Below are 24,130 nucleotides of genomic sequence, written 5' to 3' on the forward strand. Positions count from 1 at the left end.
TGATGCCGAACAGAACCAGCGTACGGGGTCCCGTCGGAAACGGGACCCCGTACGAGGTTTGAAACAGGTACTGCGAGCCCGAAGGCGCTGCGTCAGACGCGGCGGCGCTTCGGCGGGCGGCAGCCGTTGTGCGGGGTGGGGGTGACGTCCTGGATCGAGCCGACCTCCAGGCCGGTGGCCTGGAGCGAACGGATCGCGGTCTCGCGGCCGGAGCCCGGACCCTTCACGAAGACGTCAACCTTGCGCATGCCGTGCTCCTGCGCGCGACGGGCAGCGGCCTCGGCGGCCATCTGCGCGGCGAACGGGGTGGACTTGCGCGAGCCCTTGAAGCCGACGTGGCCGGCGGAGGCCCAGGAGATCACGTTGCCCGACGGGTCGGTGATCGAAACGATGGTGTTGTTGAACGTGCTCTTGATGTGCGCGTGGCCGTGAGCGACGTTCTTCTTTTCCTTGCGGCGGATCTTCTTCGCGCCGGCAGCCTGACGACCCTTGGGGGGCATAAGTCTGTTCTCCTACTGAGGTGGTCGGTCCGCTGACCCGCGGGCCGGAGGGATGTCCGGTTACGGGACGGACTACTTCTTGCCCGGCTTCTTCTTACCGGCGATCGCGCGACGCGGGCCCTTGCGGGTACGCGCGTTGGTGTGGGTGCGCTGACCGCGGACCGGCAGGCCGCGGCGGTGACGCAGACCCTCGTAGCAGCCGATCTCGACCTTGCGGCGGATGTCGGCGGCCACCTCGCGGCGGAGGTCACCCTCGACCGTGAAGTTGGCGTCGATGTACTGGCTCAGCTTGACCAGGTCGTCCTCGGCGATGTCGCGAACGCGGACATCGGGGCTGACACCGGTCTCGGCGAGGGTCTGCTGGGCGCGGGTACGGCCGATGCCGTACACGTACGTAAGGGCGATCTCGATCCGCTTCTCACGGGGGAGATCAACGCCGGCGAGGCGTGCCATTCAAGGCTCCTGTGTTTCTTCAGAGGTCTGGCGAGCCACCTACTCCGACACCTCACGGTGAGGGAGCCCCGGCCTCTGACCGGGGGCGGCAGTCCGTCCTGGACGGATCGGGTGGCCCGCTTATGACGTTTTTCGCGTCGCGCGAAGTACTACGAGAAATGCGGGAAAGAGATCAGCCCTGGCGCTGCTTGTGGCGCAGGTTGTCGCAGATCACCATGACCCGGCCGTGACGGCGGATCACCTTGCACTTGTCGCAGATCTTCTTGACGCTCGGCTTGACCTTCATGCTTCAGGTTCTCCGGGTCTAGATCTGGCGTTCTTACTTGTAGCGGTAGACGATCCGGCCACGCGTCAGGTCGTAGGGGCTGAGCTCCACCACGACCCGGTCGTCCGGCAGGATGCGGATGTAGTGCATGCGCATCTTGCCACTGATGTGCGCGAGGACCTTGTGACCGTTCTGCAGCTCGACCTTGAACATCGCGTTCGGAAGAGACTCGATCACGGTGCCCTCGATCTCAATGGCGCCTTGCTTCTTAGCCATGAACTGCGAGATCCACCTTCCGGGACCGGCTACCGTATGCGGCACGCTCGTGCGAACCTGGGTCCACCCCGACCCCGACGAGGGGGAAGAGGGCGTGCTGGAGCACGCTACGAGTGAGCCGACGGTCCATCCTACGCCAGCACGAGGGATGCACCAAAACGGGGCCCGGTCAGCGGCCGGTCGCGGCGACCGGAACGACCGGGACGGCCAGCGGCTTGACGTGGGCGGTGCAGGCGGAGCAGCGGCGGGCGGCCTCGGGGATCTCGGTCAGGCACTCCGGGCAGGGGCGCTTCGGGGTCTTCGGCTTCTTCGGCATGTACCGGGCGGTCGCCTTGGTCACCGGCAGGACCACGCAGAAGTAGAGCACCGCGGCGGTCATGAAGAACGCGATCAGCACATTGAGGAACTGCCCGTACGGGAAGGTCACCCCGGCGATGGTGGCCTTGTACGAGCCGAAGTCGCCGGCGGCGCCGACCACCACACCCACCAGCGGGGTGAGGAACGCGGACACGAAGCCGGTCACCACCCCGGTGAACGCGGCACCGATGACCACACCGACCGCCATGTCGACGACGTTGCCGCGCATCATGAAGTCGCGGAATCCCTTGAACACTGCACTCTCCTCGCTCGAACCCACTGCCAGCGCATAAAAATAGGACAAAAGCCCTGGAGGTCCAAACCTCCAGGGCTTCGCATCCTTCGCCGGGCCGGTGGCCGGCCCGGTCGGCTACGCGCCGAGCGGGTCCGGAGCGGCCGTGACACCCAGCCTGGCCAGCATCTCCTTGCCGCCGTCGAAGGCGGTGAGCACCAGCGGGCCCTCCTCGGTGACCGCCACCGAGTGCTCCCAGTGCGAGGCCCAGGTGCCGTCGTTGGTGACCACGGTCCAGTCGTCCTCCAGCACCGAGGTGTGCGGGGTGCCCAGCGAGACCATCGGCTCGATCGCCAGCACGGTGCCGGGGACCAGCTTCATGCCCTTGCCCCGGCCGCGCTCGACGTAGTTCAGCACGTGCGGCTCCATGTGCATCGCGGTGCCGATGCCGTGGCCGCCGTAGCCCTCGGTGATGCCCCACTTGCCCTTGGGCGGCAGCGGCTGGCGGCGGATGAAGCCCTCGATCGCCTTGGAGACGTCGACCAGGCGGTTGCCCTTGCGCATCTGGGCGATGCCCGCCCACATCGACCCCTCGGTGACCCGGCTCAGCATCTCCACCTCGGGGCTCACCTCGCCGACCGCGACCGAGATCGCCGCGTCACCGTGCCAGCCGTCCAGGATCGCGCCGCAGTCGATCGAGATGAGGTCGCCCTCCTGGAGCACCCGGTCGCCGGGGATGCCGTGCACGACCTCGTTGTTCACCGAGGCGCAGATGACGCCCGGGAACCACAGGCCGCCGTGGTCCGCCCGGAAGTTCGAGGTCGCACCGTGGTCGGTGATGACCTTGTCCGCGATGTCGTTGAGCTCCTGGGTGGTGATTCCCGGGGCGACCGCCTCGCGGCACGCCTTGAGCGCCTCGGCGACGACCAGCCCGGCCGCTCGCATCTTCGCGATCTGGTCGGGGGTCTTGATCTCCACCATCTGGGTCACGCCTTCCTTGGGTTCCCGCGCGGTCCTTGCCGGCGGCCGTGCACTCGTTCCACCGTACGACGCCGTACGGCCGCGCTGCCCATGGGCGGGCAGCGCGGCCGTACGTACGTCGCTGAAAAAACTCAGCTGTTCTGCTTCAACGCCTCGATCGCGCGGGCGGTGACCTCGTCCACCTTGCCGAGCGCGGGGATCGTGGCGATCAGACCCTGCTGGCGGTAGTAGTCGATGATCGGCTCGGTCTCCGTGTGGTAGACCTCCAGCCGGGTCCGCACCGCTTCCTCGGTGTCGTCCGAACGCTGGTACAGCTCGCCGCCGCACTCGTCGCAGACGCCCTCGGTCTTCGGCGGGTTGTAGACCGCGTGGAAGACGTGGCCGCCGTCGTTGCGGCACAGCCGGCGGCCGGCGATCCGGCGGACGACCTCGTCCTCGGGGACCTCCAGGTCCAGCACGCCGTCCAGCGCGATGCCCTGCTCGGCGAGGAAGACGTCCAGCGCCTCCGCCTGGCCCAGGTTGCGCGGGAAACCGTCCAGCAGGAAGCCGTTGGCGGCGTCCTCCTGGAGCATGCGGTCCTTGGCCATCCCGATGGTGACCTCGTCGGGCACCAGGCGGCCCGCGTCCATGTAGCTCTTGGCCTCGACACCCAGCGGGGTGCCCTGGCCGATGTTCGCGCGGAACAGGTCGCCGGTCGAGATGTGGGGAATGGACAGGGTCTTGGCGAGCAGGTGCGCCTGAGTACCCTTCCCGGCCCCGGGGGGTCCGACGAGGACGATACGCATCAGCGGAGGAACCCTTCGTAATTGCGCTGCTGGAGCTGGCTCTCGATCTGCTTCACAGTTTCGAGTCCGACGCCGACGACGATGAGCACGCTGGTGCCGCCGAACGGGAAGTTGGTCTGCTGTCCGAAGGCGACCAGGGCGATCATCGGGATCAACGCGATCAGGCCCAGGTAGAGCGAACCCGGCCACGTGATGCGGGTGAGCACGTAGTTCAGGTACTCGGCCGTCGGGCGGCCGGCCCGGATACCCGGGATGAACCCACCATACTTCTTCATGTTGTCGGCAACTTCTTCGGGGTTGAAGGAGATGGCGACGTAGAAGAAGGCGAAGAAGACGATCAGCAGGAAGTACGTGGCCATGTAGACCGGGTGGTCGCCGCGGACGAAGTGCTTGGTGACCCAGACCGCCCAGCTCGACTGGCTGTTGGTCAGCTGGACCACCAGGGCGGGGATGTACAGCAGCGACGAGGCGAAGATGACCGGGATGACACCGGCCTGGTTCACCTTGAGCGGGATGTAGGTCGATGTTCCGCCGAAGGCCCGACGGCCGATCATCCGCTTCGCGTACTGGACCGGGATCCGGCGCTGCGCCTGCTCGACGAAGATGACGAGCATCACAACGATGACGCCGATCGCGATGACCGAGAGGAACTCGACCCAGCCGCCGCCGATGGTGCCGGACTGCTTGATCGCCCACATCGAGGTGGGGAACTGCGCGGCGATCGAGGTGAAGATCAGCAGCGACATGCCGTTGCCGATGCCCCGGTCGGTGATGAGCTCACCGAGCCACATGATCACCGTGGTGCCGGCGGTCATGGTCAGGACCATCACGGCGATCCGGAAGACCCCGGTGTCCGGGACGATCTGGTTGGCGTAGACGCACCCGGAGAAGAGGGCGCCGCTGGACGCGGTCGCCACGATCCCGGTGCCCTGGAGCACCGCCAGCGCGATGGTGAGGTAGCGGGTGTACTGGGTGATCTTCGCCTGGCCGGCCTGCCCCTCCTTCTTCAGCGCCTCGAGTCGTGGGATCACGACGGTGAGGAGCTGGAGGATGATGCTCGCCGTGATGTACGGCATGATGCCGAGGGCGAAGATCGTCAACTGGAGCAGAGCGCCGCCGGAGAACAGGTTCACCAGGCCGAAGAGCCCGTTGTTCTTGGTCTCCTTGATGCAGGCGTGAACCGCCTCGAAGTCGACCCCGGGTACGGGAACGTGCGAGCCCAGCCGGAACAGCACCATGATGCCCAGCGTGAACAGCAGCTTCTTGCGCAGGTCGGGCGTCTGGAACGCCCGCGCGAACGCACTGAGCACGGTGCCTCCTGCGCCTCCCGCACGTCGTCGGCGGGAGGGTCGGTCCTGGAATGGGGAGTTTGCGGTTCGGGCCCCGTACAGACGGCACAGGCGAGCCTGCGCGCAGCCTACAAGGGAACTCCACGGACTCTAACAGTGCGCGGCCACTCGAAAGAAGCGCGTACGGCCTCTCCCCCACTCATGGGGTACGGGATGCCCGGTTTTGCCACACAAAAGAACGACAGCCCGTTCACCGCGATCCGGACCGCGCCCGGGGCGGGGAAAGTCCGGAAAAGGCGTGAGCCCCGCGCCTCCCGGAACGGGAGGCGCGGGGCTCACGAAGTCAGCGGGCTCAGACGAGCTCGGTGACGGTGCCGCCGGCGGCGACGATCTTCTCGGTGGCGGAGCCGGAGACGGCGTCGACCGTCACCTGCAGGGCAACCGAGATCTCGCCGGTGCCGAGCACCTTGACGAGGGAGTTCTTGCGAACCGCGCCCTTGGCGACCAGGTCCTCGACCGTGACCGAACCACCCTGCGGGTAGAGCTCGGCCAGCTTGTCGAGGTTGACGACCTGGAACGTGATCTTGAACGGGTTCTTGAAGCCCTTCAGCTTCGGCAGGCGCATGTGGAGCGGCATCTGGCCACCCTCGAAGCGCTGCGGAACCTGGTAGCGGGCCTTGGTGCCCTTGGTACCACGACCAGCGGTCTTACCCTTGGACGCCTCGCCACGACCCACACGGATCTTGTCGGTCTTGGCACCCGGGGCGGGACGCAGGTTGTGGATCTTGATTGGGTTCTCGCCCATGATCAGTCCACCTCCTCAACCGTCACGAGGTGACGAACGGTCTGGGCCATCCCACGGATCTCGGGACGGTCCTCCTTCACCACGACGTCGTGCATGCGCTTGAGACCAAGCGAACGCAGGGTGTCACGGTGATTCTGCTTGCTGCCGATGTACGACTTGGTCTGCGTGATCTTGAGGCGAGCCATCAGGCGCTCACCCCAGCAGCACGCGCCCGCAGCAGAGCGGCGGGGGCCACGTCCTCCAGCGGCAGACCACGACGGGCCGCGATCTCCTCGGGGCGCACGAGGCCCTTCAGAGCGGCCACGGTGGCGTGCACGATGTTGATCGCGTTGTCCGAGCCGAGCGACTTCGACAGGATGTCGTGGATGCCGGCGCACTCCAGGACGGCGCGCACCGGACCACCGGCGATAACACCGGTACCCGGGGCGGCGGGCTTCAGGAGCACGACGCCGGCGGCCTTCTCACCCTGGATCGGGTGGGGGATGGTGCCCTGGATACGGGGGACCTTGAAGAAGTTCTTCTTGGCCTCCTCAACACCCTTGGCGATGGCGGCCGGAACCTCCTTCGCCTTCCCGTAACCGACACCCACGGTGCCATCGCCATCGCCCACCACGACCAGCGCGGTGAAGGAGAAACGACGACCACCCTTGACAACCTTGGCGACACGGTTGATCGCGACGACGCGCTCGACGTAAGCGGTCTTCTCGACGGCGGGGGCGTTGCCCCGGTCGTCACGCTTACGGTCGCGCCGCTCGCCACCGGTGCCGCCGCCGGCGCCGCTACCGCGGCGCTGGGGTCCAGCCATTGGAATTACCTCTCTCGATTACGTCCGCCGACAGAGTCGACGAGCGGCTTAGAAGTCGAGCCCGGCCTCGCGGGCCGCGTCCGCCAGGGCGGCGATGCGGCCGGCGTACCGGTTGCCCGCGCGGTCGAAGACGACCGACTCGATGCCGGCAGCCTTGGCGCGCTCGGCGACCAGGCTCCCGACCTTCTTGGCCAGCTCGGTCTTGTCGCCCTCGGCGCCCTTGATGGACACGTCGAGGGTGGACGCCGACGCCAGGGTGTGACCCTTGGCGTCGTCGATGACCTGGGCGACCATGTGACGGTTCGAGCGCGTCACGACGAGGCGCGGACGCACCTCGTTGCCGACGACGCGCTTGCGAACGCGGATCGCGCGGCGCTTGCGAGCGGCGCTCTTGTAGGCGTTGCCCTTGCCGATCTTGACAGAGACACTCATCGCTTACTTACCACTCTTTCCGACCTTGCGGCGGATAACCTCGCCCGCGTACTTGACACCCTTGGCCTTGTACGGGTCGGGCTTGCGCAGCTTGCGGATCTTCGCGGCGACCTCGCCGACCTTCTGCTTGTCGATGCCGTCCACGTGGAACTTGGTGGCCGACTCGACGACGAAGGAGATGCCCTCGGGGGCCTCGACGAGGATCGGGTGGCTGTAGCCCAGCTGGAACTCCATGTCGGAGCCCTTCGCCAGGACTCGGTAGCCGACACCGCTGATCTCCAGCGACTTGCGGTAGCCCGCGGTCACACCGGTGATCATGTTCGCCACCAGCGTGCGGGTCAGGCCGTGCAGGGCCTTCGACTGACGCTCGTCGTTGGGGCGGGTGACAGCCAGAATGCCGTCCTCGCCCTTGCCGATCTCGATCGGCGCGGCGACGACGTGGGTGAGGGAGCCCTTCGGACCCTTCACCGAGACCGTCTGGCCATCGATGGTGACGTCCACGCCAGCGGGGACCTGGATGGGCAGCCGTCCAATGCGCGACATTGCTGTACCTCCGTTTCCCGAATTACCAGACGTAGGCGAGAACTTCTCCGCCTACGCCCTTCTTGGCGGCCTGCTTGTCGGTCAGGAGGCCGGAGGACGTGGAGATGATCGCCACGCCCAGGCCGCCGAGAACCTTCGGCAGGTTGGTGGACTTTGCGTAAACGCGCAGACCCGGCTTGCTGATGCGCTTGATGCCGGCAATGGAGCGCTCACGGTTGGGGCCGAACTTGAGCTCGATGGTCAGCTTCTTGCCGACCTCGCCCTCAACCGGCTCCTCAACCTTGTAGGAGGAGATGTACCCCTCCTGCTGCAGGATCTCGGCGACGTGCGCCTTGATCTTGCTGGCCGGCATCGCCACGGAGTCGTGGTACGCCGAGTTCGCGTTACGCAGACGCGTGAGCATGTCTGCGATGGGGTCGGTCATGGTCATGATGGCCTCAGGCCTCTCTCGCCGCGGTTTCTCCGCGCCAGGTCCCCCTGCCGGACTCTTCCGAGTTCGTCAAGGGCACAAGCGCAGGGGACCTGCGACGTCGTAAGACTGGGTGCGAGCCCTCTCGCAAGAGGGCCACGGACATCCATGGGGAAGCCGTGGCAGGGGGCCCGACCCCACTACCTTACGGGACTCCGTACGGCAGGCCCAAAACGGGCCGGTGTGGGATCGGGCACCTCTGCTTCGCTGGGTGCCTAGGGCACCTGGCTGACCTCTGCGGGAGAGGACTACCAGGAGCTCTTGGTCACGCCCGGCAGCTCGCCGCGGTGCGCCATCTCACGGAGGCAGACACGGCAGAGGCCGAACTTGCGGTACACCGAGTGCGGACGACCGCAGCGCTGGCACCGGGTGTAGGCCCGGACGCCGAACTTCGGCTTCCGCTCGGCCTTCGCGATGAGGGACTTCTTCGCCATTGGCTCACGCCTCCTTGAACGGGAAGCCCAGAGCACGCAGGAGCGCCCGGCCCTCGTCGTCGGTCTGAGCGGTGGTCACGACGGTGATGTCCATACCGCGCTGACGGTCGACCTTGTCCTGGTCGATCTCGTGGAACATAACCTGCTCGGTCAGACCGAAGGTGTAGTTGCCACGGCCGTCGAACTGCTTCGGCGAGAGGCCGCGGAAGTCACGGATTCGCGGCAGGGCCAGCGAAACCAGACGGTCCAGGAACTCCCACATGCGGTCACCACGGAGGGTGACGTGGGTGCCGATCGGCTGGCCCTCACGCAGCTTGAACTGCGCGATGGACTTGCGAGCCTTGGTCACAGCCGGCTTCTGGCCGGTGATCGCGGTGAGGTCGCGGATCGCGCCCTCGATCAGCTTGCTGTCACGGGCGGCCTCGCCGACACCCATGTTGACGACGACCTTGACCAGGCCGGGCGTCAGCATGACGTTCTCGTACGAGAACTGCTCCTGCAGCTGACCCTTGATCTCGGAGTTGTAACGCTCCTTGAGACGGGGGGTCACCTTCTCAACAGTCGTCTCAGACATCAGATGTCCTCACCGGTTCGCTTGGCAACGCGGATCTTGTTGCCCTCGTCGTCGAAGCGGTAGCCAACGCGGGTGACGACCTTCTTGCCGTCCTTCTCCACGACCAGCTGGACGTTGGAGACGTGCACCGGGGCCTCGACGGTGACGATGCCACCCTGAGTGCCCGGGCCCGGCTTGGTGTGCTTCTTGACCCGGTTGACACCCTCGACCAGGACCTTGTTCTCGGCGGGCATGGCCTGAATGACCTTGCCCTGCTTGCCGCGGTCCTTGCCGGTGATGACCTGGACCAGGTCACCCTTCTTGATCTTCATGCTGTTCGCCATGAGTTAGAGCACCTCCGGCGCAAGCGAGATGATCTTCATGAACTTCTTGTCACGCAGCTCGCGGCCCACCGGGCCGAAGATGCGGGTACCGCGGGGGTCGCCATCGGTGTTCTTGAGGACGACAGCGGCGTTCTCGTCGAACCGGATGTACGAACCGTCGGGACGACGGCGCGACTTCACGGTGCGGACGACGACGCACTTGACGACGTCACCCTTCTTGACCGAACCGCCGGGGATCGCGTCCTTGACGGTCGCGACGATGACGTCCCCGATGCCGGCGTAGCGGCGACCGGAACCACCGAGAACGCGGATGCAAAGGATTTCCTTCGCGCCCGTGTTGTCGGCGACTCGCAGTCGCGACTCCTGCTGGATCACAGCTTTCTCCTGATCGTCAACGAGAGCTGACGGGCCGGCCGCTGCTCACACCAGCGCCCGCGAGGGACCTGGTGCACATACGGCCGTACCGCATCAACTTCGTTACTTGGCCTTCTCGAGGATCTCGACGACGCGCCAGCGCTTCGTCGCGGACAGCGGGCGGGTCTCCGCGAGGAGGACCCGGTCGCCGATGCCGCAGGCGTTCGCCTCGTCGTGCGCCTTCAGCTTGTTCGTACGGCGGATGACCTTGCCGTACAGAGCGTGCTTGACGCGGTCCTCGACGGCGACGACGACGGTCTTGTCCATCTTGTCGCTGACGACGAGACCCTCACGGGTCTTGCGGAAACCGCGCGTCTCGTTGGTGTTCTCAGTCATCAGGCGCTCTCCACCGTCTCGATGCCCAGCTCGCGCTCGCGCATCAGGGTGTAGATCCGCGCGATGTCCTTACGGACGAGCTTGAGCCGTCCGTGGTTGTCGAGCTGCCCGGTCGCCGCCTGGAAGCGGAGGTTGAACAGCTCCTCCTTGGCCTCACGGAGCTTGGCAACGAGACCCTCGTTGTCCAGCTCGCGAAGCTCAGCAGCCTTGGTGCCGGCCGACATCAGCTCTCACCTGCCTCGCGCCGGATGATCCGGCACTTCATCGGGAGCTTGTGAGCTGCGCGGGTCAGCGCCTCACGAGCCACCTTCTCGTTGGGGTACGACAGCTCGAACATGACCCGACCCGGGTGCACGTTCGCGATCCACCACTCGGGCGAACCCTTACCGGAACCCATGCGGGTCTCGGCCGGCTTCTTGGTGAGCGGACGGTCCGGGTAGATGTTGATCCAGACCTTGCCGCCACGCTTGATGTGACGGGTGACGGCGATACGAGCGGACTCGATCTGCCGGTTCGTCACGTAGGCCGGGGTGACGGCCTGGATGCCGTACTCGCCGAACGCGAGCTCGGTGCCACCCTTCGAAGCGCCGCGGCGCTTCGGGTGGTGCTGCTTACGGTGCTTGACCCGACGGGGGATCAGCATGACGGTCAGGCCTCCGTTCCGGTGTTCTCGGCAGCCGGAGCCTCGGCGACCGGGGCCGCGGGGGCCTCGGAAGCGGCGGGGCGACGGCCGCGGCCACCACGCTCGCCACCACGGCGCTCGCCACCGCGGGCGGGACGACCACCCTCGGGACGGGCCGGGCGGTTGCCCGAGCGGGCAGCGGCGTTCTCAGCGCGGACCTCGGCGATGTTCTTGACGTCGCCCTTGTAGATCCAGACCTTCACGCCGATGCGGCCGAAGGTGGTCTTGGCCTCGAAGAAGCCGTAGTCGACGTTCGCACGAAGGGTGTGCAGCGGCACACGACCCTCGCGGTAGAACTCCGAACGGCTCATCTCGGCGCCGCCGAGACGACCGGAGCACTGGACCTTGATGCCCTTGGCGCCGGACTTCATGGTGCCCTGCATCGACTTGCGCATGGCACGACGGAAGGAGACGCGGGAGGACAGCTGCTCCGCGACGCCCTGAGCCACGAGCTGGGCGTCCAGCTCGGGGTTCTTGACCTCGAGGATGTTCAGCTGGACCTGCTTGCCGGTCAGCTTCTCGAGGTCGCCGCGGATGCGGTCGGCCTCGGTGCCACGGCGACCGATGACGATGCCGGGGCGGGCGGTGTGGATGTCGACGCGGACGCGGTCGCGGGTGCGCTCGATCTCGACCTTGGAGATGCCGGCGCGCTCCATGCCCTTCGTCATCATGCGACGAATGGCAACGTCTTCCTTGACGTAGTCCTTGTACAGCTTGTCGGCGTACCAGCGGGACTTGAAGTCCGTGCTGATGCCGAGGCGGAACCCGTGCGGGTTAACCTTCTGGCCCATTACCGGGTCCCTTCCTTGCTGCTGACGACCACGGTGATGTGGCTGGTCCGCTTGCGGATCCGGTAGGCGCGGCCCTGGGCACGCGGACGGAACCGCTTCAGGGTCGGACCCTCGTCAACGTACGCCTCGCTGATGACGAGGTCGTCCACGTTGGAGTGGTTGTAGTTGTGCGCGGCGTTGGCAATGGCGCTGTCGAGCACCTTGCCCACCGGCACGGTGGCGGCCTGCGGAGCGAAACGCAGGACGGCCTGGGCCTCCGTGGCCGGCAGGCCACGGATGAGGTCCACCACGCGGCGGGCCTTCATGGGCGTGACGCGGATGTACCGCGCCTGGGCCCTGGCTTCCATGGTTGTCCCCTTAATGGAGTAAGTCATTGAGTCGGTCTGGCGGTGAAGCTCAGGCGACTAGCGACGCTTCGACTTGCGGTCGTCCTTGACGTGGCCGCGGAACGTGCGGGTCGGAGCGAACTCGCCCAGCTTGTGGCCGACCATCGACTCGGTGACGAACACCGGGACGTGCTTGCGACCATCGTGAACCGCGATCGTGTGGCCGAGCATGGCCGGGAAGATCACGGAGCGACGGGACCAGGTCTTGATGACGTTCTGGGTACCCGCCTCGTTCTGCGCGTCCACCTTCTTGAGAAGGTGGCCGTCGATGAAGGGGCCCTTCTTGAGACTGCGCGGCATCTGACCTGCTCCTAGCGCTTCTTGTTGGTCTTGCGGCGGCGCACGATGAGAGCGTCCGACGCCTTCTTCGGGCGACGGGTACGACCCTCCTTCTGGCCCCACGGCGAGACCGGGTGGCGACCACCGGAGGTCTTACCCTCACCACCACCGTGCGGGTGGTCGATCGGGTTCATGGCCACACCACGCACGGTCGGGCGAACGCCCTTCCAGCGCATACGGCCGGCCTTGCCCCAGTTGATGTTCGACTGCTCGGCGTTGCCGACCTCGCCGACGGTCGCGCGGCAGCGCGCGTCCACCAGGCGGATCTCACCGGAGGGCATGCGCAGGTGCGCCATCTTGCCCTCACGCGCCAGCAGCTGGATGCCGGAGCCGGCGGAGCGGGCCAGCTTGGCACCGCCACCGGGACGCAGCTCCACCGCGTGGATGGTGGTACCGACCGGGATGTTGCGCAGCGGCAGGTTGTTGCCCGGCTTGATGTCGGCGCCAGCGCCGTTCTCGATCCGGTCGCCCTGCGTGATGCCGCGCGGCGCGATGATGTAGCGCTTCTCGCCGTCCGCGTAGTGCAGGAGCGCGATGCGCGCGGTGCGGTTCGGGTCGTACTCGATGTGCGCGACCTTGGCCGGCACGCCGTCCTTGTCGTGACGACGGAAGTCGATCACACGGTAGGCGCGCTTGTGTCCGCCACCCTGGTGGCGAACGGTGATCCGACCGGCGTTGTTACGGCCGCCCTTGCTGTGCAGGGGGCGAACCAGCGACTTCTCCGGCGTGGACCGCGTGATTTCGACGAAGTCGGCCACGCTCGAGCCACGACGGCCCGGCGTAGTCGGCTTGTACTTGCGGATACCCATTTTCGTCCTCGTCTTGATCGACGATCACGGCCTCCGTCAGGAGGTCGGACCACCGAAGATGTCGATGCGGTTGCCCTCAGCCAGCGTCACAATGGCGCGCTTGGTGTCCTTGCGCTTGCCAAAACCCGTCTTGGAGCGCTTGCGCTTGCCCTGACGGTTGAGCGTGTTGACGGACTCGACCTTGACCGAGAAGACCGCCTCGACGGCCTGCTTGATCTGGGTCTTGTTGGCACCGGGCGACACGACGAACGTGTACTTGTTCTCATCGAGAAGCGAGTAGCTCTTCTCGGAGATGACCGGCTTCACCAGGACATCACGGGGGTCCGTGAACGTCTTGCTCGTGATCTCTGCAGCCATCAGGCGGCGCTCCCTTCGAGCTCGCCCTCAGCAGCAACGGCCTTGGCGGACGCGGCGGGACCCGCCACGAAACGCTCGAAGGCGGCCTGGGTGAAGACCACATCGTCGGAGACGAGCACGTCGTAGGTGTTCAGCTGACCGGCGTCCAGGATGTGCACGTGCGGCAGGTTCCGGGCGCTCTTCAGACCCAGCTCGTCGGCACGCTCGACGACGAGGAGGATGTTCTTGCGCTCGGTGATCTTGCCGAACAGGCCCTTGGCGGCCTTGGTCGACGGCACCTCGGCCGCGATCACGTCGGTGACGACGTGGATGCGGTTGTGGCGGGCCCGGTCGGTGAGCGCGCCACGCAGAGCGGCGGCGATCATCTTCTTCGGGGTCCGCTGCGAGTAGTCGCGCGGCACGGGACCGTGCACAACGCCACCGCCGGCGAACTGCGGCGCACGGGTCGAGCCCTGACGGGCGCGGCCGGTGCCCTTCTGGCGGTACGGCTTCTTGCCGCCACCGCGGACCTCGCCACGAGTCTTGGTCTTGTGGGTGCCCTGACGGGCCGCAGCGAGCTGCGCCACGACGACCTGGTGCATCAGCGGAACGCTGACCTTCGCGTCGAAGATCTCGGCCGGCAGCTCGAGGCTGCCGGTCTTGTCACCCGAGGGCGACAGGATGTCAATGGTGCTCATATCCTTCACAGCCCCTTCGCCGCGGTGCGGACGAGGACGAGGCCGCCGTTCGGGCCCGGGATCGCACCCTTGATGAGGAGCAGACCCTTCTCCGCGTCAACCGCGTGCACGGTCAGGTTCTGGGTGGTCACGCGCTCGTGACCCATCCGGCCGGCCATCTTCAGGCCCTTGAACACGCGGCCCGGGGTGGCGCAGCCACCGATGGAACCGGGCGAACGGTGCTTGCGCTGCACGCCGTGACCAGCGCCGAGACCACGGAAGTTGTGGCGCTTCATGACACCGGCGAAGCCCTTGCCCTTGGAGGTGCCGGTCACGTCGACCTTGACACCCGCCTCGAACAGCTCGGCGGTGATCTCCTGGCCCAGGGTGTACTCGGACGCGTCCGCGGTACGGAGCTCGACCAGGTGGCGGCGCGGGGTGACGCCGGCCTTGGCGAAGTGACCCGCGAGGGGCTTGTTCACCTTGCGGGGGTCGATCTCGCCGAAGCCGATCTGGACGGCGTCGTAGCCGGCCGGGCTGTCGGCGGTGTGGACCTGGGTCACGACATTGGGCCCAGCCTTGACGACGGTCACCGGAACGACCCGGTTGTTCTCGTCCCAGACCTGGGTCATGCCGAGCTTCTCGCCCAGGATGCCCTTAATCTGCTTAGCCATCTTCGGTGCGCCTCTCAGAGCTTGATCTCGATGTCGACGCCAGCCGGCAGGTCGAGACGCATGAGCGAGTCAACCGTCTTCGGCGTGGGGTCGAGGATGTCGATCAGACGCTTGTGAGTGCGCATCTCGAAGTGCTCGCGCGAGTCCTTGTACTTGTGCGGCGAGCGGATGACGCAGTACACGTTCTTCTCAGTGGGCAGCGGCACCGGGCCCGCGACCTGCGCACCAGTACGGATCACCGTCTCGACGATCTTCTTCGCCGAAGAGTCGATGACCTCGTGGTCGTAGGCCTTGAGCCGGATGCGGATCTTCTGTCCCGCCATGGCTACCTTGTAGTCCTTCTGTCCAGTCGCTGCACGACTCCTCCTCCGACCCCCGCGCTCGGGCGTGTCGCTCTCGCGCTTGCAAAAAACCGGCGATTGACTCGTCGGTTTCAAACTTTCGGGAAAGGGGGAAAAGCCGGGCTGAGACCCCGCACACGCTTCCCGGAAGATTCCCGTACTTTCGCCCCGCAGCTGCCGTGGCGTAACACACACGCTTGACGGCCATCACGGGAACGACGAGTAGATGGGACTCGCTTCCGGTCCTCCCGGCGGGAGGCGCGCAGCATCGGCACTCAACCGAGCAACTTGGACATACTGCCACAGGTGGGAGCCGGAAAGCCAATCGGGGCCGGTGAGGCAGGCCTCACCGGCCCCGGTCGGGGGCGCACCCTCAGGGGCGGACTACTTCTGGGTCACCCAGGGAGCGATCCTGCCGCAGACCACGGGCCAGTCCTCGGTCGACACCCCGGCGCAGTGGAGCGACTTCTTGTCCGGCTCCGCCTCCCAGTCCTTGACGATCGGGTCGGCGCAGGGCCGCTGCGGCGTCTCCGACTTCACCGGGGCGAACTTCGGGCAACTGCCGTCCTGCTTCTTGATGTTGTGCGCCCGCCAGGCGTCGATGCCCATCGTGTTGGTCTTCTCGTCCTGCGGCATGTAGCGGTCCACCGACCAGGACGCGCCCATGGTGGCGAACAGCGCCAGGGCGCAGACCAGTCCGGCGGCGAGCTGCCTGGTGCCGCGGAGCGGGACGACCGGGCCCGCCGCCTCGCTGCGGCCGACCGAGCGGAACGCCCGCTCGGCCCAGCCCCGGCCCCGGTCGGTGGCGGCCATCAGACCGGTCACCGCCAGGATGATCAGGCAGTACATGATGATCCAGGTCGTCCGCGGGTAGAGCTGGACCATCTGGTCGTGCGCCATGTGCGAGGCGTAGTAGAAGCGCATCAGCCAGGCGCCGACGAGCACCGCCGCCGCCACCCGGACCACCAGGCTGCGCAGCCCCACCCCGATGCCGATGCCGACCGCGGCGACCAGCAGCAGCGCGAAGCCGGTCTGGCCGGCCATCTCGCCCGCCTGCGGCCAGGTGTGGTACGTCTCCTGGCCGGAGCGGTCCGACAGCCAGCCGAGCACATAGGCCGGGTCGACGTAGTTGACGATGTAGGCGTACCGGTCCGGGGTCGTCGCCCCTTCCTTGGCGATCTGGTACAGCAGCGGCGAGCCGATGGCGCCCGCGAGGCCCACCGTGGTGCCCACGAACAGCAGCGTCCGCCGCACGGCGCGGCCGCCGCCGCGCCAGGGGAACAGGAACAGGGTCAGTACGAAGATGCCCGGCGCCGACCAGAGGTACCAGCCCGAGTAGTAGAGGAAGAGCACGCCGAAGACCGCGCCGAAGCCCGCGCCGCGCAGCAGCACCGAGCGGGTGGACAGCTCGCCGGCCCGGCGCAGCTCGCGCAGGCAGGCCGCCAGCAGCGGCACCAGGATGATCATCGTGACGTGGCTGTAGGGCCGGATCGGGTCCAGGAAGACCAGCACCGAGGGCACCGCCACGGCCAGCGCCCAGAACGGCCGCAGCATGAGCCGCCAGGCCAGGTAGCTCATCGGCCCGGCCACGGCGGTGAAGAAGATCTGCAGATCGTGCAGGGCGTAGCCCTCGCCGCCGATCCCGCCGTAGTTGAGCTTCGCCCAGAGCGCGATCAGCCCGGGGAACAGCGGCGGGTAGACGCCGGGCAGCCCCTTGTCGTCGAGGATCGACGTGGCCATGTGGATCAGCTGGCTGGGGTCGCCCTCCTGGCCGCCGAGCGGCCACGGGGTGCCGCGCAGCGCGACCACCACTCCCCCGGCGACCACGCCGGTCGCCAGGCCCGCGACCGCCGCGCAGACCAGCCGCTGGACCAGCCGGTGCCGGAGCGCCGCGCCCCGGTAGGCGGTGTAGACCAGTACCGCGAGCACGGGCAGACCGAGGAACGCCGCGTACAGCTGGATCTTCGCCAGGCCGCTGACCTGGCCGATCCGGTTCAGCGGGTTCACGGAGATGCGCGTGCACAGCAGGGTGAGGAGGAGTGCGGCCGCGACGCTGACCACGACCTCGGCGGCGATCTGGACCGAGCGCCGCTCCAGCAGGGCGGGAAGGCCCGCTCTCGCGCCCGCCTCCGGCGGCGGTGCGCCGTCGCGATCGGTGCTCGCGGCGTTGTCGACCGCTTCGGGGGCCAGGTTCGTCATCTCAGTCCATTCCGTCGGGCGGCCGCGCGGGACCGCCGGAACTCGGAGGAGCACCTCGTGGCTCCCGTGCGGTGGACGGGCCGTCGACCACGGATCCGTGCGGCTCTCCGCCGGCGCGCCGCTCCCGGGGCGTCCGATCCGACCGGGGCGGGTGGCGCGTCGGTCCACCAGAACCCTCCGGATCGCACCGGGAAGTCTGCCACGCGGCCCTGGGCCAGGCCAATGTGTCCAACGGGGTGACGCCGGCGCCGCCCGGCCCCGTTGCGCCCCGCCACCGGGTCGACCCCTTCGGGCAGTCGAGCACCCGGCGCGGACGAGTGTTCATCTGCCGGGCGCAACCCTTTTCCTGCCGGGGTGGTCTACACAGGTGGCGTTCGAACGACTCCCGTGCGCCTGGCAGAATCGAGGCGCGGCCGCACGGCCCCACGGCCATGGCACACCACCGGTCGGCCCCCGCGGTCGTCCACGTCGGCCCCGCACCCTGATCACTACCCCTGAAGGACTCTCGGACAGTGACGAGCGCACCGACAGCCGCCCCCGACCTGACCAGGCAGCCCCCGGCGTCCCGAGGCCGCCGCAGCACCCGGGGCCTCCAGGGCCGGCCGACCTTCTCCCTGGTCGCGGAAGGCCTGACGGCCGTCGCCGCGGCGCTGCTCATGACCGCGGCCGCGTCGACCGTCGAACTGAACCCGATGATGCGCATAGGCCAGGTCAGCGGGCTGGCGGGACTCCAGCTCCGGTTGCTGCTGCTGCTCGGCTGCGTGCTGGTGGCCTGCGCCTTCCTGATGCGCCGCCGACCGCTCGCCACGGTCCGCTTCGCCGCCGCCGCGGTCTCCGGCCTCGCCTCCGGCGTCACGGCCGCCGGGGTGTCGCTCGCGCTGCGCGACACCACCTGGCCGCTGAACGCCCAGGGCGGCGACGCCGGGAACCTCCAGGCCTGGGCCACCGCCCTGATGGAGGGCAAGTCGCTCGACGGCGGCTACCCGCCGGTCTACCCGCACCTGGTCGCCTGGACCGCCGAGTACATCACCGACGGACAGCCGGGGTACGCCCTCAAGCTGGTCGGCCTGCTGTTCGTCGCCCTGCTCGGGCCCGCCGCCTACCTGTCCTGGCGGCTGCTGCTGCCCCCGCTCTGGGCCCTGGGCATCGGCGTCACCGCGGCGCTGCCGATGATGCAGCCGTACAAGCCCTACACCAACATCGTGCTGGTGGCCTTCGTGCCGGTGCTGGCCAAGCTGCTCCAGACCGTCCAGCGCGCGCCCCGGCTGCCGCGCCGGAAGGCCGCCGTCACCGGCGGCCTCCTCGGCCTGCTGCTCGGCCTGATGTTCCTCGTCTACTCGGGCTGGTTCGTCTGGTCCGCCGCGGGCGCCGTGGTCCTCACCGCCGTGCTGCTGGTCCGGCTCCGGCGGACCGCCGGAGCCGACGCCCTGGTCACCGCCGGGTACACGCTCGGCGCCGCCGCCGCCGGCTTCCTCGCCCTGGCCGGGATCAGCCTGTTCCGGCTGCTCTCCTCGGCCGGTGCCACGGTCGACCGCTACTGCTACTTCGACACCTACACCGAGCCCACCTACTTCGCGATGTGGCGCGACGACCTGCCCGGGACGGACGCGCTGAACACCTGGCCGCTGCCCGGCGAGCTCGGCGGCGTGGGCCTGTTCACGATCGTCCTGCTGGTGGGACTCGCGGTCGCCCTGGCCCTCGGCAGCGACCGGGCCTCGGTGCTCGTCCCCGCCGCCTGCGCCGCGAGCGCCCTGCTGATGCGCTACTGGTACGCCTCGCACATGGAGAGCAACCAGGCGGTCATGCTCTACCCGCGGACCAGCGCTCAGCTGCTCCACTGCCTGCTGCTGCTCACCGGCCTCGCCTGCTTCCTGGTGGCCCGCCGCGGCACCGACACCGGGGCCGTCCTGGGTGTGGTGCGGCTCTCCCGGCGCCCCGGACCGCGCGCGGTGGCCGTCGGCACGCTCTGCGCCCTGGGCCTGCTGTTCGGCATGGCCGGCTCGGCCACCGCCGACAAGTACATGCCGAAGCAGGACGGCGGCACCGGCAACCTCGCCTGGGAGGCCCAGGTCACCGCCGACCAGCGCGGCCACTGCTCCGCGTACGCACCGGGCGGCACCTGCCGGCAGCCCGGCGACCCGGCCACGGTCGGGCAGCCCGAGCCGGACCTGGGGATCCTGACCTGCCTGCACCTCGGCCCCTTCCCGAACACCCGGAAGCCCTGACCGGGAGGACCCGACCCGGCGCCCCGCCCGGGAAGCCGGAACGGCCGTGGGGCCGGTGGACCTTCCGGTCCACCGGCCCCACGGCCGTTCTGTTCGCCGTCGCCGGCGCTGGACGCCTCAGGCGTCGTGCCGCTGCCCCGAGGTCAGGGCGTGGCGGACGAGCACCTTGGCCCCGCCGCTCTTCCCGCGGCGCAGCGCGCCCGGCAGCATCGTCAGCGCGTGCAGCCGCGAGGCGCTGCGGAACCGGGCCGCCCGGGCGGCCTTCGGCCAGCCGCGGGCGTCCATCCGCTCCGCCACCGCGTTGAAGTACTTCTCCGCCTCGGCGAAGCGGGTGCCCGAGAACGCCTGCACGGAGGACTCGCTCACCGCGTGCCGGCGGTACTGGAAGACGACGGTGGTGTTGTCCACCATCATCGTCTCGCCGCGCTCCAGCAGGTCCACGACCAGCGCCAGGTCCTGGATGACCGAGTACTCGTCGCGGAAGTTCACCTGCCGCAGCACCTCGCCGCGCCAGCAGATCGACGGGAAGTACAGCCAGTTGCCGCGCAGCACGCTGGCCGCCAGCTCCTCGCCGCCCATCAGCCGTCGGCCCTTGACGCTCGGCGAGTAGAGCTTGTCCTTGACGTTGTCGGCCAGGCCGCTGGTGACGACACCGGCACCGTCGATCACCTCGACGCCCGGCTGCACCATGCCCAGGTCGGGGTTGTCCTTGAGGACCGCCCGGACGGTCTCCAGGTAGTGCGGGTGCAGCAGGTCGTCGCAGCCCATGATGACCACGTGGTCCGCCGTGGAGAGCTCCACGCACTTCTGGAAGTTCTTGGTGATACCGAGGTTCTGCTCGTTGCGCAGGTACCGGACCCGGTCGTCGCCGAGCCCGGCGAACCAGCCCGGGACCTCGGGCTCCTTGCCGTCGTCGACGACGGTCAGCCGGAAGTCCGGGTCGCTCTGGTTGAGGATGCTGCGCACGGCGGCCTGCATCAGGGCCACGTCGCCGTAGTACGGCAGCATGAACTCGAAGGTGGCCATGGAGGTCAGGCTCCGCTGCTGTTCACCGGGGCGGAGACCGGGAGGTCCAGGTCGAAGCGCTCCTCGTTCAGCCGGGCACCCTCGTTGATGGCCACGGTCCGGGCGAGGTCGGTGAGCTTCTTCTCCAGCGAGCGGAAGCGCAGGAAGGTGTTCAGGGTCAGGAAGCCCATGGCCAGGACCATCACGTACAGCACCAGGTCGGTGCCGCGGCCGACGCCCATCTTGTGGGCGAACCAGGTGACGTCGCTGGGGCGCAGGATCGCGTAGATGTTCGCGACCACGAAGACCGAGAACGCGATGCGCTTCCAGGCGCGGGTGTTCGCGGCGTCCCAGCGCCGGATGAACATGAACGCGAGGATGACCGCGCCAGCGATCAGGACCAACTGGATCCAGAAGTAGTTCATCGGCGGCCACGCTCCCGAAGCGAGATGTCGAAGATGATGTTGACGCCGTTGATCAGGGACTGACCCTTGGCGCGTGAGTAGTCGGTGTACAGGATGTCGACCGGGAGTTCGGCGACCCGCAGGTCTGCGCCGGCCAGGAAGCTGACGATCTCCGAGGCGTGGGCCATGCCGTTCATGGTGATCCGCAGCCGGCCGGCCGCCTCACGGTTGAGCACGCGCAGGCCGTTGTGCGAGTCGGTCAGCTTGAGCTTGCGGGCGGTGGGGCTGACCGTCGCGGCGGTCCGCAGGACCACGCGCTTGATCCACGGCACCTGGCCGTTCTGCTCGATGAAGCGCGAACCGAGGACCACGTCGGCCTCACCGGTGCGCAGCAGCGCGACCATCTTCTCGACGTCGGCGGTCTGGTGCTGGCCGTCCGCGTCGAAGGTGGCGAAGTACTTGGCGCCCTGCTGGGCCAGGGCGTAGGCCAGCCCGGTCTGCAGTGCGGCGCCCTGGCCGAGGTTGACCGGGTGCCGCACCAGGTGCGCGCCGGTGCTCATAATGTGCTTGGCGGAGTCGTCGGCGCTGCCGTCGTCGACCACAACGATGTTCGGGAACGTCTTGCGCGCTCCCTCCACAACGTCAGCGATCACCTGGCCTTCGTTGTAGGCCGGGATCACCAGCCAGACATCGTCGTACTGGGACATGGGGGCTCCATGTTCGTGGTGTCTCCCGCGCTCGTGCGCGGCAAAAATCCGTATGTCGGGGGGCGAGACGGTCATTCGCCGCTCACCCGGGCACTCATGGTGGGCACAGCCTGCTCCGACGTACTCGGCGCGGGACCGGCCTGGTTCGCCGTCGAACCGGGGAAGCTGCGCCTGAGAGCGGCAAGCATACCGAGCACGGTCGCCACCGATCCGGCGGTGTACGCCACCACCACCCGGGTGGCGACCTCGCCGGGCATGAAGGTGATGCCGGCGAGCACGCCGGTGCCGAGCGCCCAGCAGAGCAGCTGCAGGTTGTGCCGCTTGAATACCATCAGCGCCTGACCCAGCACCATCGCGAACATGTACGCCACGGTACCGGCGGACATCCAGAAGAAGTCGAGGTGGCCGAGCACCGGCTCGGCCCCGAACAGCACCTGGATCAGCCGGGGTCCGAGGAGCACCGCCGGGATTCCGCCGAGCAGACCGAGACCGCCGACCACGACGCCGATCCGGCGAAGCATACCGGTGAAGGCCGCGCGGTCGCCCACCGCGATCGCCGCGGAGAGGCCGCTGAGCAGCGAGGCCTGGAGCGAGCCGAAAACGAAGAGCGGGACCCGGGCCAGCACGAGCGCGTTGAGCAGCGCCGCGATCAGGGCCGACTCCTCCGGGGCGAGCAGCTTGGTGCTCACCACCGCGGCGTTCACCACGACCTGCGACAGCAGGGTCGAGCAGATCAGCAGGCCGAGGCCGGAGCAGAGCTCGGACCAGGGGATCCGCGGGCCGGGCCGGACCGCCTTGAACAGCGGCGGCAGCGTCAGCACGGTGGCCGCGACCGGCGCCAGGGCGAGGATCAGGCTGAACGCCAGCGCGGAGTGCACCCCGGCCAGGCCGGCGCCGAAGGCCAGTCCGATCCGCAGGCCGCCGTCGATGCCGAGCTGGGTGCCGTAGGCACCGAACCGGCCGAGGCCGGCCAGCACACCGCGGGTGAGGTAGCAGACGGCCATGCCGGCGAACGCGCCGCCGAGGGCCAGCACCAGCGAGCGGTCGCCGTGGAACATCACATCGGCGATCTTCCGCGAGCCGATGCCGAGCGCCAGCAGGACGACACCGAGGATCCCGCCGGTCAGCAGCGTGGCACGGCGCAGCACCGGTGCCGCGCCGTGGCCGAGCGCGGCGCGGGCCGCGACGATCCGGGTGAGTTCCTGCTCGATCGGGAAGAACACACCGATCCCGACGGACATCACGATCGTCCACAGCAGGGAGACGTTCGCCATGTCGTCGACGGACAGGCTGTGGCCGGCCACCCCGAGGTGGATGTACGAGGCGGCCCCGAGCACCACGGTGCCGCCGGCCACCGCCAGGGTTCCCGGCGGCAGCGCGGCGGCGACCTTGGTCAGCGGATTCTTCACTGAGACCTGTCACTCTCGGTCGACCGGGCCACCGAGCCCAGCTCGGCGAAGACCGGCGTACCGAGCGCCTCGGCCAGCTGCTCCCGCCAGTCCGGCAGCGGGCTCAGCCCGGCGTCGGCCCAGCGGTCGTGGCCGAGCACGCTGAACGCGGGCCGGACGGCCGGCGTGACGTACGCGGCGGAGGTGGTCGGGCGGATCCGCTCCGGGTCCAGCCCGCTCAGCCGGTACGCCTCCCGGGCCAGGCCGTACCAGGTGGTCCGGCCGCTGCCGGTGCCGTGGTAGACACCGGCCGGCGCCTGCCCGGCGAGCGCGGCCAGGCCGAGCGCGACGAGCTGCCGGGCCAGCGCCAGCGACCAGGTCGGCTGGCCCTGCTGGTCCTCCACCACGTCGAGGCTGTCGCGCTGGGCGGCGAGCCGGAGCATGGTGGCCACGAAGTTCTTGCCGTGCTCGCCGTACAGCCACGCGGTGCGGACCACGTAGCCGTGCTCGGGAAGGAGCTCGGCCACGGCCTGCTCCCCCACCAGCTTGCCCCGGCCGTAGGCGTTGACCGGGCCGGTCGGCGCGGTCTCGGCGTACGGCTCGGTGGCGTCTCCGGGCAGCACGTAGTCGGTCGACACCTGGAGCAGCCGGGCGCCGGGCCGTTGACGGCGGTGGCGGCCTCCTCGGCCGTCTCGGCGCCGTCGACGTTCGTCCAGGCCGCGCAGTTGACGACGATGTGGTGGCCCTCGACGGCGGCCAGCACGGCCGCCGCGTCGGTGATGTCGAGGTCGGCCCGCCCGAGGGCGGTCACCTCGGCCGCCGGGTCGCCGGCCAGGACCGTCAGCAGGTCCTGGCCGAGCATCCCGGCCGCGCCGGTGACCAGCCAGCGGACCG

The 24,130-nt window shown here is 68.5% G+C and carries 35 protein-coding genes and 1 pseudogene; 1 reads left to right on the forward strand and 35 read right to left on the reverse strand.

The annotated features are described in order from the left end of the window. Positions 1 to 92: 92 nt before the first annotated feature. From rpsK to VR45_RS01435, 30 genes are all read right to left on the reverse strand, one after another. Positions 93 to 500, reverse strand: coding sequence for a 30S ribosomal protein S11 (gene rpsK / locus VR45_RS01290; protein ID WP_014136257.1), 408 nt, complete (start codon positions 498 to 500; stop codon positions 93 to 95). Positions 501 to 572: 72 nt separating this feature from the next. Next, positions 573 to 953, reverse strand: coding sequence for a 30S ribosomal protein S13 (gene rpsM, locus VR45_RS01295; protein ID WP_030393312.1), 381 nt, complete (start codon positions 951 to 953; stop codon positions 573 to 575). A 172-nt stretch (positions 954 to 1,125) separates the two neighbouring features. Next, entirely contained in the window at positions 1,126 to 1,239 is a 114-nt protein-coding gene (gene rpmJ, locus VR45_RS01300) for a 50S ribosomal protein L36 (RefSeq protein ID WP_003956441.1), read from the reverse strand. A gap of 33 nt (positions 1,240 to 1,272) precedes the next feature. Further along, complete coding sequence (gene infA, locus VR45_RS01305) at positions 1,273 to 1,494, reverse strand: translation initiation factor IF-1 (protein ID WP_003956442.1); 222 nt, start codon at positions 1,492 to 1,494, stop codon at positions 1,273 to 1,275. 169 nt (positions 1,495 to 1,663) lie between these two features. Then, complete coding sequence (gene mscL / locus VR45_RS01310) at positions 1,664 to 2,107, reverse strand: large conductance mechanosensitive channel protein MscL (RefSeq protein ID WP_078896130.1); 444 nt, start codon at positions 2,105 to 2,107, stop codon at positions 1,664 to 1,666. A gap of 114 nt (positions 2,108 to 2,221) precedes the next feature. Next, entirely contained in the window at positions 2,222 to 3,064 is an 843-nt protein-coding gene (map, locus tag VR45_RS01315) for a type I methionyl aminopeptidase (RefSeq protein ID WP_045937832.1), read from the reverse strand. A 131-nt stretch (positions 3,065 to 3,195) separates the two neighbouring features. Then, positions 3,196 to 3,849 (reverse strand): adenylate kinase, encoded by a 654-nt coding sequence (locus VR45_RS01320; protein WP_045937808.1) that lies wholly within the window; start codon positions 3,847 to 3,849, stop codon positions 3,196 to 3,198. Beyond that, entirely contained in the window at positions 3,849 to 5,159 is a 1,311-nt protein-coding gene (gene secY, locus VR45_RS01325) for a preprotein translocase subunit SecY (protein ID WP_045937809.1), read from the reverse strand. Before secY ends, VR45_RS01320 begins: the two co-directional genes overlap by 1 nt. 331 nt (positions 5,160 to 5,490) lie before the next feature. Continuing rightward, positions 5,491 to 5,943, reverse strand: a complete 453-nt coding sequence (gene rplO, locus VR45_RS01330) for a 50S ribosomal protein L15 (protein ID WP_030393307.1) — start codon at positions 5,941 to 5,943, stop codon at positions 5,491 to 5,493. A 2-nt stretch (positions 5,944 to 5,945) separates the two neighbouring features. Continuing rightward, positions 5,946 to 6,128: a 50S ribosomal protein L30 gene (gene rpmD, locus VR45_RS01335; RefSeq protein ID WP_030251557.1), complete on the reverse strand. Its 183-nt coding sequence runs from the start codon at positions 6,126 to 6,128 to the stop codon at positions 5,946 to 5,948. Then, positions 6,128 to 6,748, reverse strand: coding sequence for a 30S ribosomal protein S5 (gene rpsE / locus VR45_RS01340; protein ID WP_030393306.1), 621 nt, complete (start codon positions 6,746 to 6,748; stop codon positions 6,128 to 6,130). Before rpsE ends, rpmD begins: the two co-directional genes overlap by 1 nt. 48 nt (positions 6,749 to 6,796) lie before the next feature. Then, positions 6,797 to 7,180, reverse strand: a complete 384-nt coding sequence (gene rplR, locus VR45_RS01345) for a 50S ribosomal protein L18 (protein ID WP_030393305.1) — start codon at positions 7,178 to 7,180, stop codon at positions 6,797 to 6,799. Between the two features lie 3 nt (positions 7,181 to 7,183). Next, entirely contained in the window at positions 7,184 to 7,723 is a 540-nt protein-coding gene (gene rplF, locus VR45_RS01350) for a 50S ribosomal protein L6 (RefSeq protein ID WP_030393304.1), read from the reverse strand. Positions 7,724 to 7,745: 22 nt separating this feature from the next. Further along, positions 7,746 to 8,153, reverse strand: a complete 408-nt coding sequence (gene rpsH / locus VR45_RS01355) for a 30S ribosomal protein S8 (protein WP_030055831.1) — start codon at positions 8,151 to 8,153, stop codon at positions 7,746 to 7,748. 287 nt (positions 8,154 to 8,440) lie between these two features. Next, positions 8,441 to 8,626 (reverse strand): type Z 30S ribosomal protein S14, encoded by a 186-nt coding sequence (locus VR45_RS01360; RefSeq protein WP_030393303.1) that lies wholly within the window; start codon positions 8,624 to 8,626, stop codon positions 8,441 to 8,443. Positions 8,627 to 8,630: 4 nt separating this feature from the next. Next, positions 8,631 to 9,200: a 50S ribosomal protein L5 gene (rplE, locus tag VR45_RS01365; RefSeq protein ID WP_030393302.1), complete on the reverse strand. Its 570-nt coding sequence runs from the start codon at positions 9,198 to 9,200 to the stop codon at positions 8,631 to 8,633. Beyond that, complete coding sequence (gene rplX, locus VR45_RS01370; RefSeq protein ID WP_030055828.1) at positions 9,200 to 9,511, reverse strand: 50S ribosomal protein L24; 312 nt, start codon at positions 9,509 to 9,511, stop codon at positions 9,200 to 9,202. Before rplX ends, rplE begins: the two co-directional genes overlap by 1 nt. 15 nt (positions 9,512 to 9,526) lie before the next feature. Then, positions 9,527 to 9,898, reverse strand: coding sequence for a 50S ribosomal protein L14 (gene rplN, locus VR45_RS01375; protein WP_030393301.1), 372 nt, complete (start codon positions 9,896 to 9,898; stop codon positions 9,527 to 9,529). Positions 9,899 to 10,000: 102 nt separating this feature from the next. Next, positions 10,001 to 10,273 carry a 30S ribosomal protein S17 gene (rpsQ, locus tag VR45_RS01380; protein WP_030055826.1) on the reverse strand — a complete coding sequence of 91 codons (273 nt, stop codon included), beginning with the start codon at positions 10,271 to 10,273 and terminating at the stop codon, positions 10,001 to 10,003. After that, positions 10,273 to 10,497: a 50S ribosomal protein L29 gene (gene rpmC, locus VR45_RS01385; protein ID WP_030393300.1), complete on the reverse strand. Its 225-nt coding sequence runs from the start codon at positions 10,495 to 10,497 to the stop codon at positions 10,273 to 10,275. Before rpmC ends, rpsQ begins: the two co-directional genes overlap by 1 nt. Then, positions 10,497 to 10,916 (reverse strand): 50S ribosomal protein L16, encoded by a 420-nt coding sequence (gene rplP / locus VR45_RS01390; RefSeq protein ID WP_030393299.1) that lies wholly within the window; start codon positions 10,914 to 10,916, stop codon positions 10,497 to 10,499. Before rplP ends, rpmC begins: the two co-directional genes overlap by 1 nt. A gap of 5 nt (positions 10,917 to 10,921) precedes the next feature. Next, on the reverse strand, positions 10,922 to 11,746 hold the full coding sequence (rpsC, locus tag VR45_RS01395; protein WP_030393298.1) for a 30S ribosomal protein S3: 825 nt from the start codon (positions 11,744 to 11,746) through the stop codon (positions 10,922 to 10,924). Further along, on the reverse strand, positions 11,746 to 12,093 hold the full coding sequence (gene rplV / locus VR45_RS01400; RefSeq protein ID WP_030055822.1) for a 50S ribosomal protein L22: 348 nt from the start codon (positions 12,091 to 12,093) through the stop codon (positions 11,746 to 11,748). The genes rpsC and rplV overlap by 1 nt, the downstream gene beginning before the upstream one ends. Before the next feature lie 57 nt (positions 12,094 to 12,150). Further along, the gene (gene rpsS, locus VR45_RS01405; protein ID WP_030055821.1) at positions 12,151 to 12,432 is read right to left on the reverse strand and encodes a 30S ribosomal protein S19; all 282 of its coding nucleotides are present in this window, start codon (positions 12,430 to 12,432) and stop codon (positions 12,151 to 12,153) included. 11 nt (positions 12,433 to 12,443) lie between these two features. Continuing rightward, positions 12,444 to 13,280, reverse strand: coding sequence for a 50S ribosomal protein L2 (gene rplB, locus VR45_RS01410; RefSeq protein ID WP_030393297.1), 837 nt, complete (start codon positions 13,278 to 13,280; stop codon positions 12,444 to 12,446). A gap of 36 nt (positions 13,281 to 13,316) precedes the next feature. Continuing rightward, positions 13,317 to 13,640 carry a 50S ribosomal protein L23 gene (gene rplW, locus VR45_RS01415; RefSeq protein WP_093861719.1) on the reverse strand — a complete coding sequence of 108 codons (324 nt, stop codon included), beginning with the start codon at positions 13,638 to 13,640 and terminating at the stop codon, positions 13,317 to 13,319. Then, the gene (rplD, locus tag VR45_RS01420; RefSeq protein ID WP_045937810.1) at positions 13,637 to 14,314 is read right to left on the reverse strand and encodes a 50S ribosomal protein L4; all 678 of its coding nucleotides are present in this window, start codon (positions 14,312 to 14,314) and stop codon (positions 13,637 to 13,639) included. Before rplD ends, rplW begins: the two co-directional genes overlap by 4 nt. A gap of 5 nt (positions 14,315 to 14,319) precedes the next feature. Next, positions 14,320 to 14,967, reverse strand: a complete 648-nt coding sequence (gene rplC / locus VR45_RS01425; protein ID WP_030393294.1) for a 50S ribosomal protein L3 — start codon at positions 14,965 to 14,967, stop codon at positions 14,320 to 14,322. A gap of 14 nt (positions 14,968 to 14,981) precedes the next feature. After that, positions 14,982 to 15,290, reverse strand: coding sequence for a 30S ribosomal protein S10 (gene rpsJ / locus VR45_RS01430; RefSeq protein WP_012785157.1), 309 nt, complete (start codon positions 15,288 to 15,290; stop codon positions 14,982 to 14,984). 402 nt (positions 15,291 to 15,692) lie between these two features. After that, positions 15,693 to 17,507 carry a hypothetical protein gene (locus VR45_RS01435; protein WP_045937811.1) on the reverse strand — a complete coding sequence of 605 codons (1,815 nt, stop codon included), beginning with the start codon at positions 17,505 to 17,507 and terminating at the stop codon, positions 15,693 to 15,695. A 512-nt stretch (positions 17,508 to 18,019) separates the two neighbouring features. On the opposite strand from VR45_RS01435, the gene VR45_RS01440 reads away from it, so the two are divergent. Continuing rightward, entirely contained in the window at positions 18,020 to 19,732 is a 1,713-nt protein-coding gene (locus VR45_RS01440) for a hypothetical protein (protein ID WP_045937812.1), read from the forward strand. Positions 19,733 to 19,849: 117 nt separating this feature from the next. Here VR45_RS01440 and VR45_RS01445 read toward each other — a convergent pair whose 3' ends face one another. From VR45_RS01445 to rfbD, 5 genes and pseudogenes are all read right to left on the reverse strand, one after another. Continuing rightward, positions 19,850 to 20,758: a glycosyltransferase family 2 protein gene (locus tag VR45_RS01445; protein ID WP_045937813.1), complete on the reverse strand. Its 909-nt coding sequence runs from the start codon at positions 20,756 to 20,758 to the stop codon at positions 19,850 to 19,852. 5 nt (positions 20,759 to 20,763) lie between these two features. Further along, positions 20,764 to 21,162 (reverse strand): DUF2304 domain-containing protein, encoded by a 399-nt coding sequence (locus VR45_RS01450; protein ID WP_030393290.1) that lies wholly within the window; start codon positions 21,160 to 21,162, stop codon positions 20,764 to 20,766. Next, positions 21,159 to 21,848 (reverse strand): glycosyltransferase family 2 protein, encoded by a 690-nt coding sequence (locus VR45_RS01455; RefSeq protein ID WP_030393289.1) that lies wholly within the window; start codon positions 21,846 to 21,848, stop codon positions 21,159 to 21,161. The genes VR45_RS01450 and VR45_RS01455 overlap by 4 nt, the downstream gene beginning before the upstream one ends. 71 nt (positions 21,849 to 21,919) lie before the next feature. Next, positions 21,920 to 23,257 carry a hypothetical protein gene (locus tag VR45_RS01460; RefSeq protein WP_199925881.1) on the reverse strand — a complete coding sequence of 446 codons (1,338 nt, stop codon included), beginning with the start codon at positions 23,255 to 23,257 and terminating at the stop codon, positions 21,920 to 21,922. Further along, a pseudogene (gene rfbD / locus VR45_RS01465) lies at positions 23,254 to 24,098 on the reverse strand (dTDP-4-dehydrorhamnose reductase). Before rfbD ends, VR45_RS01460 begins: the two are co-directional and overlap by 4 nt. Between the last annotated feature and the right edge of the window lie 32 nt (positions 24,099 to 24,130).

It is taken from the genome of Streptomyces sp. NRRL S-495 (assembly GCF_000966955.1).
Classification (GTDB): Bacteria; Actinomycetota; Actinomycetes; order Streptomycetales; family Streptomycetaceae; genus Kitasatospora; species Kitasatospora purpeofusca.

Excerpts from the sequence above, each read along its gene's own strand:
- rplF (WP_030393304.1), bottom strand. The coding sequence starts at position 7,723 with ATGTCGCGCATTGGACGGCTGCCCATCCAGGTCCCCGCTGGCGTGGAC.
- rpmJ (WP_003956441.1), bottom strand. The coding sequence starts at position 1,239 with ATGAAGGTCAAGCCGAGCGTCAAGAAGATCTGCGACAAGTGCAAGGTG.
- rplX (WP_030055828.1), bottom strand. The coding sequence starts at position 9,511 with ATGAAGATCAAGAAGGGTGACCTGGTCCAGGTCATCACCGGCAAGGAC.
- rpmC (WP_030393300.1), bottom strand. The coding sequence starts at position 10,497 with ATGTCGGCCGGCACCAAGGCTGCTGAGCTTCGCGAGCTGGACAACGAG.
- rpsE (WP_030393306.1), bottom strand. The coding sequence starts at position 6,748 with ATGGCTGGACCCCAGCGCCGCGGTAGCGGCGCCGGCGGCGGCACCGGT.
- VR45_RS01435 (WP_045937811.1), bottom strand. The coding sequence starts at position 17,507 with ATGACGAACCTGGCCCCCGAAGCGGTCGACAACGCCGCGAGCACCGAT.
- infA (WP_003956442.1), bottom strand. The coding sequence starts at position 1,494 with ATGGCTAAGAAGCAAGGCGCCATTGAGATCGAGGGCACCGTGATCGAG.
- rpsM (WP_030393312.1), bottom strand. The coding sequence starts at position 953 with ATGGCACGCCTCGCCGGCGTTGATCTCCCCCGTGAGAAGCGGATCGAG.
- rplO (WP_030393307.1), bottom strand. The coding sequence starts at position 5,943 with ATGGGCGAGAACCCAATCAAGATCCACAACCTGCGTCCCGCCCCGGGT.
- rpsK (WP_014136257.1), bottom strand. The coding sequence starts at position 500 with ATGCCCCCCAAGGGTCGTCAGGCTGCCGGCGCGAAGAAGATCCGCCGC.
- VR45_RS01445 (WP_045937813.1), bottom strand. The coding sequence starts at position 20,758 with ATGGCCACCTTCGAGTTCATGCTGCCGTACTACGGCGACGTGGCCCTG.
- rplV (WP_030055822.1), bottom strand. The coding sequence starts at position 12,093 with ATGGAAGCCAGGGCCCAGGCGCGGTACATCCGCGTCACGCCCATGAAG.
- rplP (WP_030393299.1), bottom strand. The coding sequence starts at position 10,916 with ATGCTGATCCCCCGTCGGGTCAAGCACCGTAAGCAGCACCACCCGAAG.
- rplB (WP_030393297.1), bottom strand. The coding sequence starts at position 13,280 with ATGGGTATCCGCAAGTACAAGCCGACTACGCCGGGCCGTCGTGGCTCG.
- rplR (WP_030393305.1), bottom strand. The coding sequence starts at position 7,180 with ATGAGTGTCTCTGTCAAGATCGGCAAGGGCAACGCCTACAAGAGCGCC.
- rplE (WP_030393302.1), bottom strand. The coding sequence starts at position 9,200 with ATGTCTGAGACGACTGTTGAGAAGGTGACCCCCCGTCTCAAGGAGCGT.
- rpsS (WP_030055821.1), bottom strand. The coding sequence starts at position 12,432 with ATGCCGCGCAGTCTCAAGAAGGGCCCCTTCATCGACGGCCACCTTCTC.
- rpsH (WP_030055831.1), bottom strand. The coding sequence starts at position 8,153 with ATGACCATGACCGACCCCATCGCAGACATGCTCACGCGTCTGCGTAAC.
- VR45_RS01455 (WP_030393289.1), bottom strand. The coding sequence starts at position 21,848 with ATGTCCCAGTACGACGATGTCTGGCTGGTGATCCCGGCCTACAACGAA.
- rpsQ (WP_030055826.1), bottom strand. The coding sequence starts at position 10,273 with ATGACTGAGAACACCAACGAGACGCGCGGTTTCCGCAAGACCCGTGAG.
- rplD (WP_045937810.1), bottom strand. The coding sequence starts at position 14,314 with ATGAGCACCATTGACATCCTGTCGCCCTCGGGTGACAAGACCGGCAGC.
- rpmD (WP_030251557.1), bottom strand. The coding sequence starts at position 6,128 with ATGGCTCGCCTCAAGATCACGCAGACCAAGTCGTACATCGGCAGCAAG.
- rpsC (WP_030393298.1), bottom strand. The coding sequence starts at position 11,746 with ATGGGCCAGAAGGTTAACCCGCACGGGTTCCGCCTCGGCATCAGCACG.
- VR45_RS01360 (WP_030393303.1), bottom strand. The coding sequence starts at position 8,626 with ATGGCGAAGAAGTCCCTCATCGCGAAGGCCGAGCGGAAGCCGAAGTTC.
- map (WP_045937832.1), bottom strand. The coding sequence starts at position 3,064 with ATGGTGGAGATCAAGACCCCCGACCAGATCGCGAAGATGCGAGCGGCC.
- VR45_RS01450 (WP_030393290.1), bottom strand. The coding sequence starts at position 21,162 with ATGAACTACTTCTGGATCCAGTTGGTCCTGATCGCTGGCGCGGTCATC.
- rpsJ (WP_012785157.1), bottom strand. The coding sequence starts at position 15,290 with ATGGCGGGACAGAAGATCCGCATCCGGCTCAAGGCCTACGACCACGAG.
- VR45_RS01320 (WP_045937808.1), bottom strand. The coding sequence starts at position 3,849 with ATGCGTATCGTCCTCGTCGGACCCCCCGGGGCCGGGAAGGGTACTCAG.
- rplC (WP_030393294.1), bottom strand. The coding sequence starts at position 14,967 with ATGGCTAAGCAGATTAAGGGCATCCTGGGCGAGAAGCTCGGCATGACC.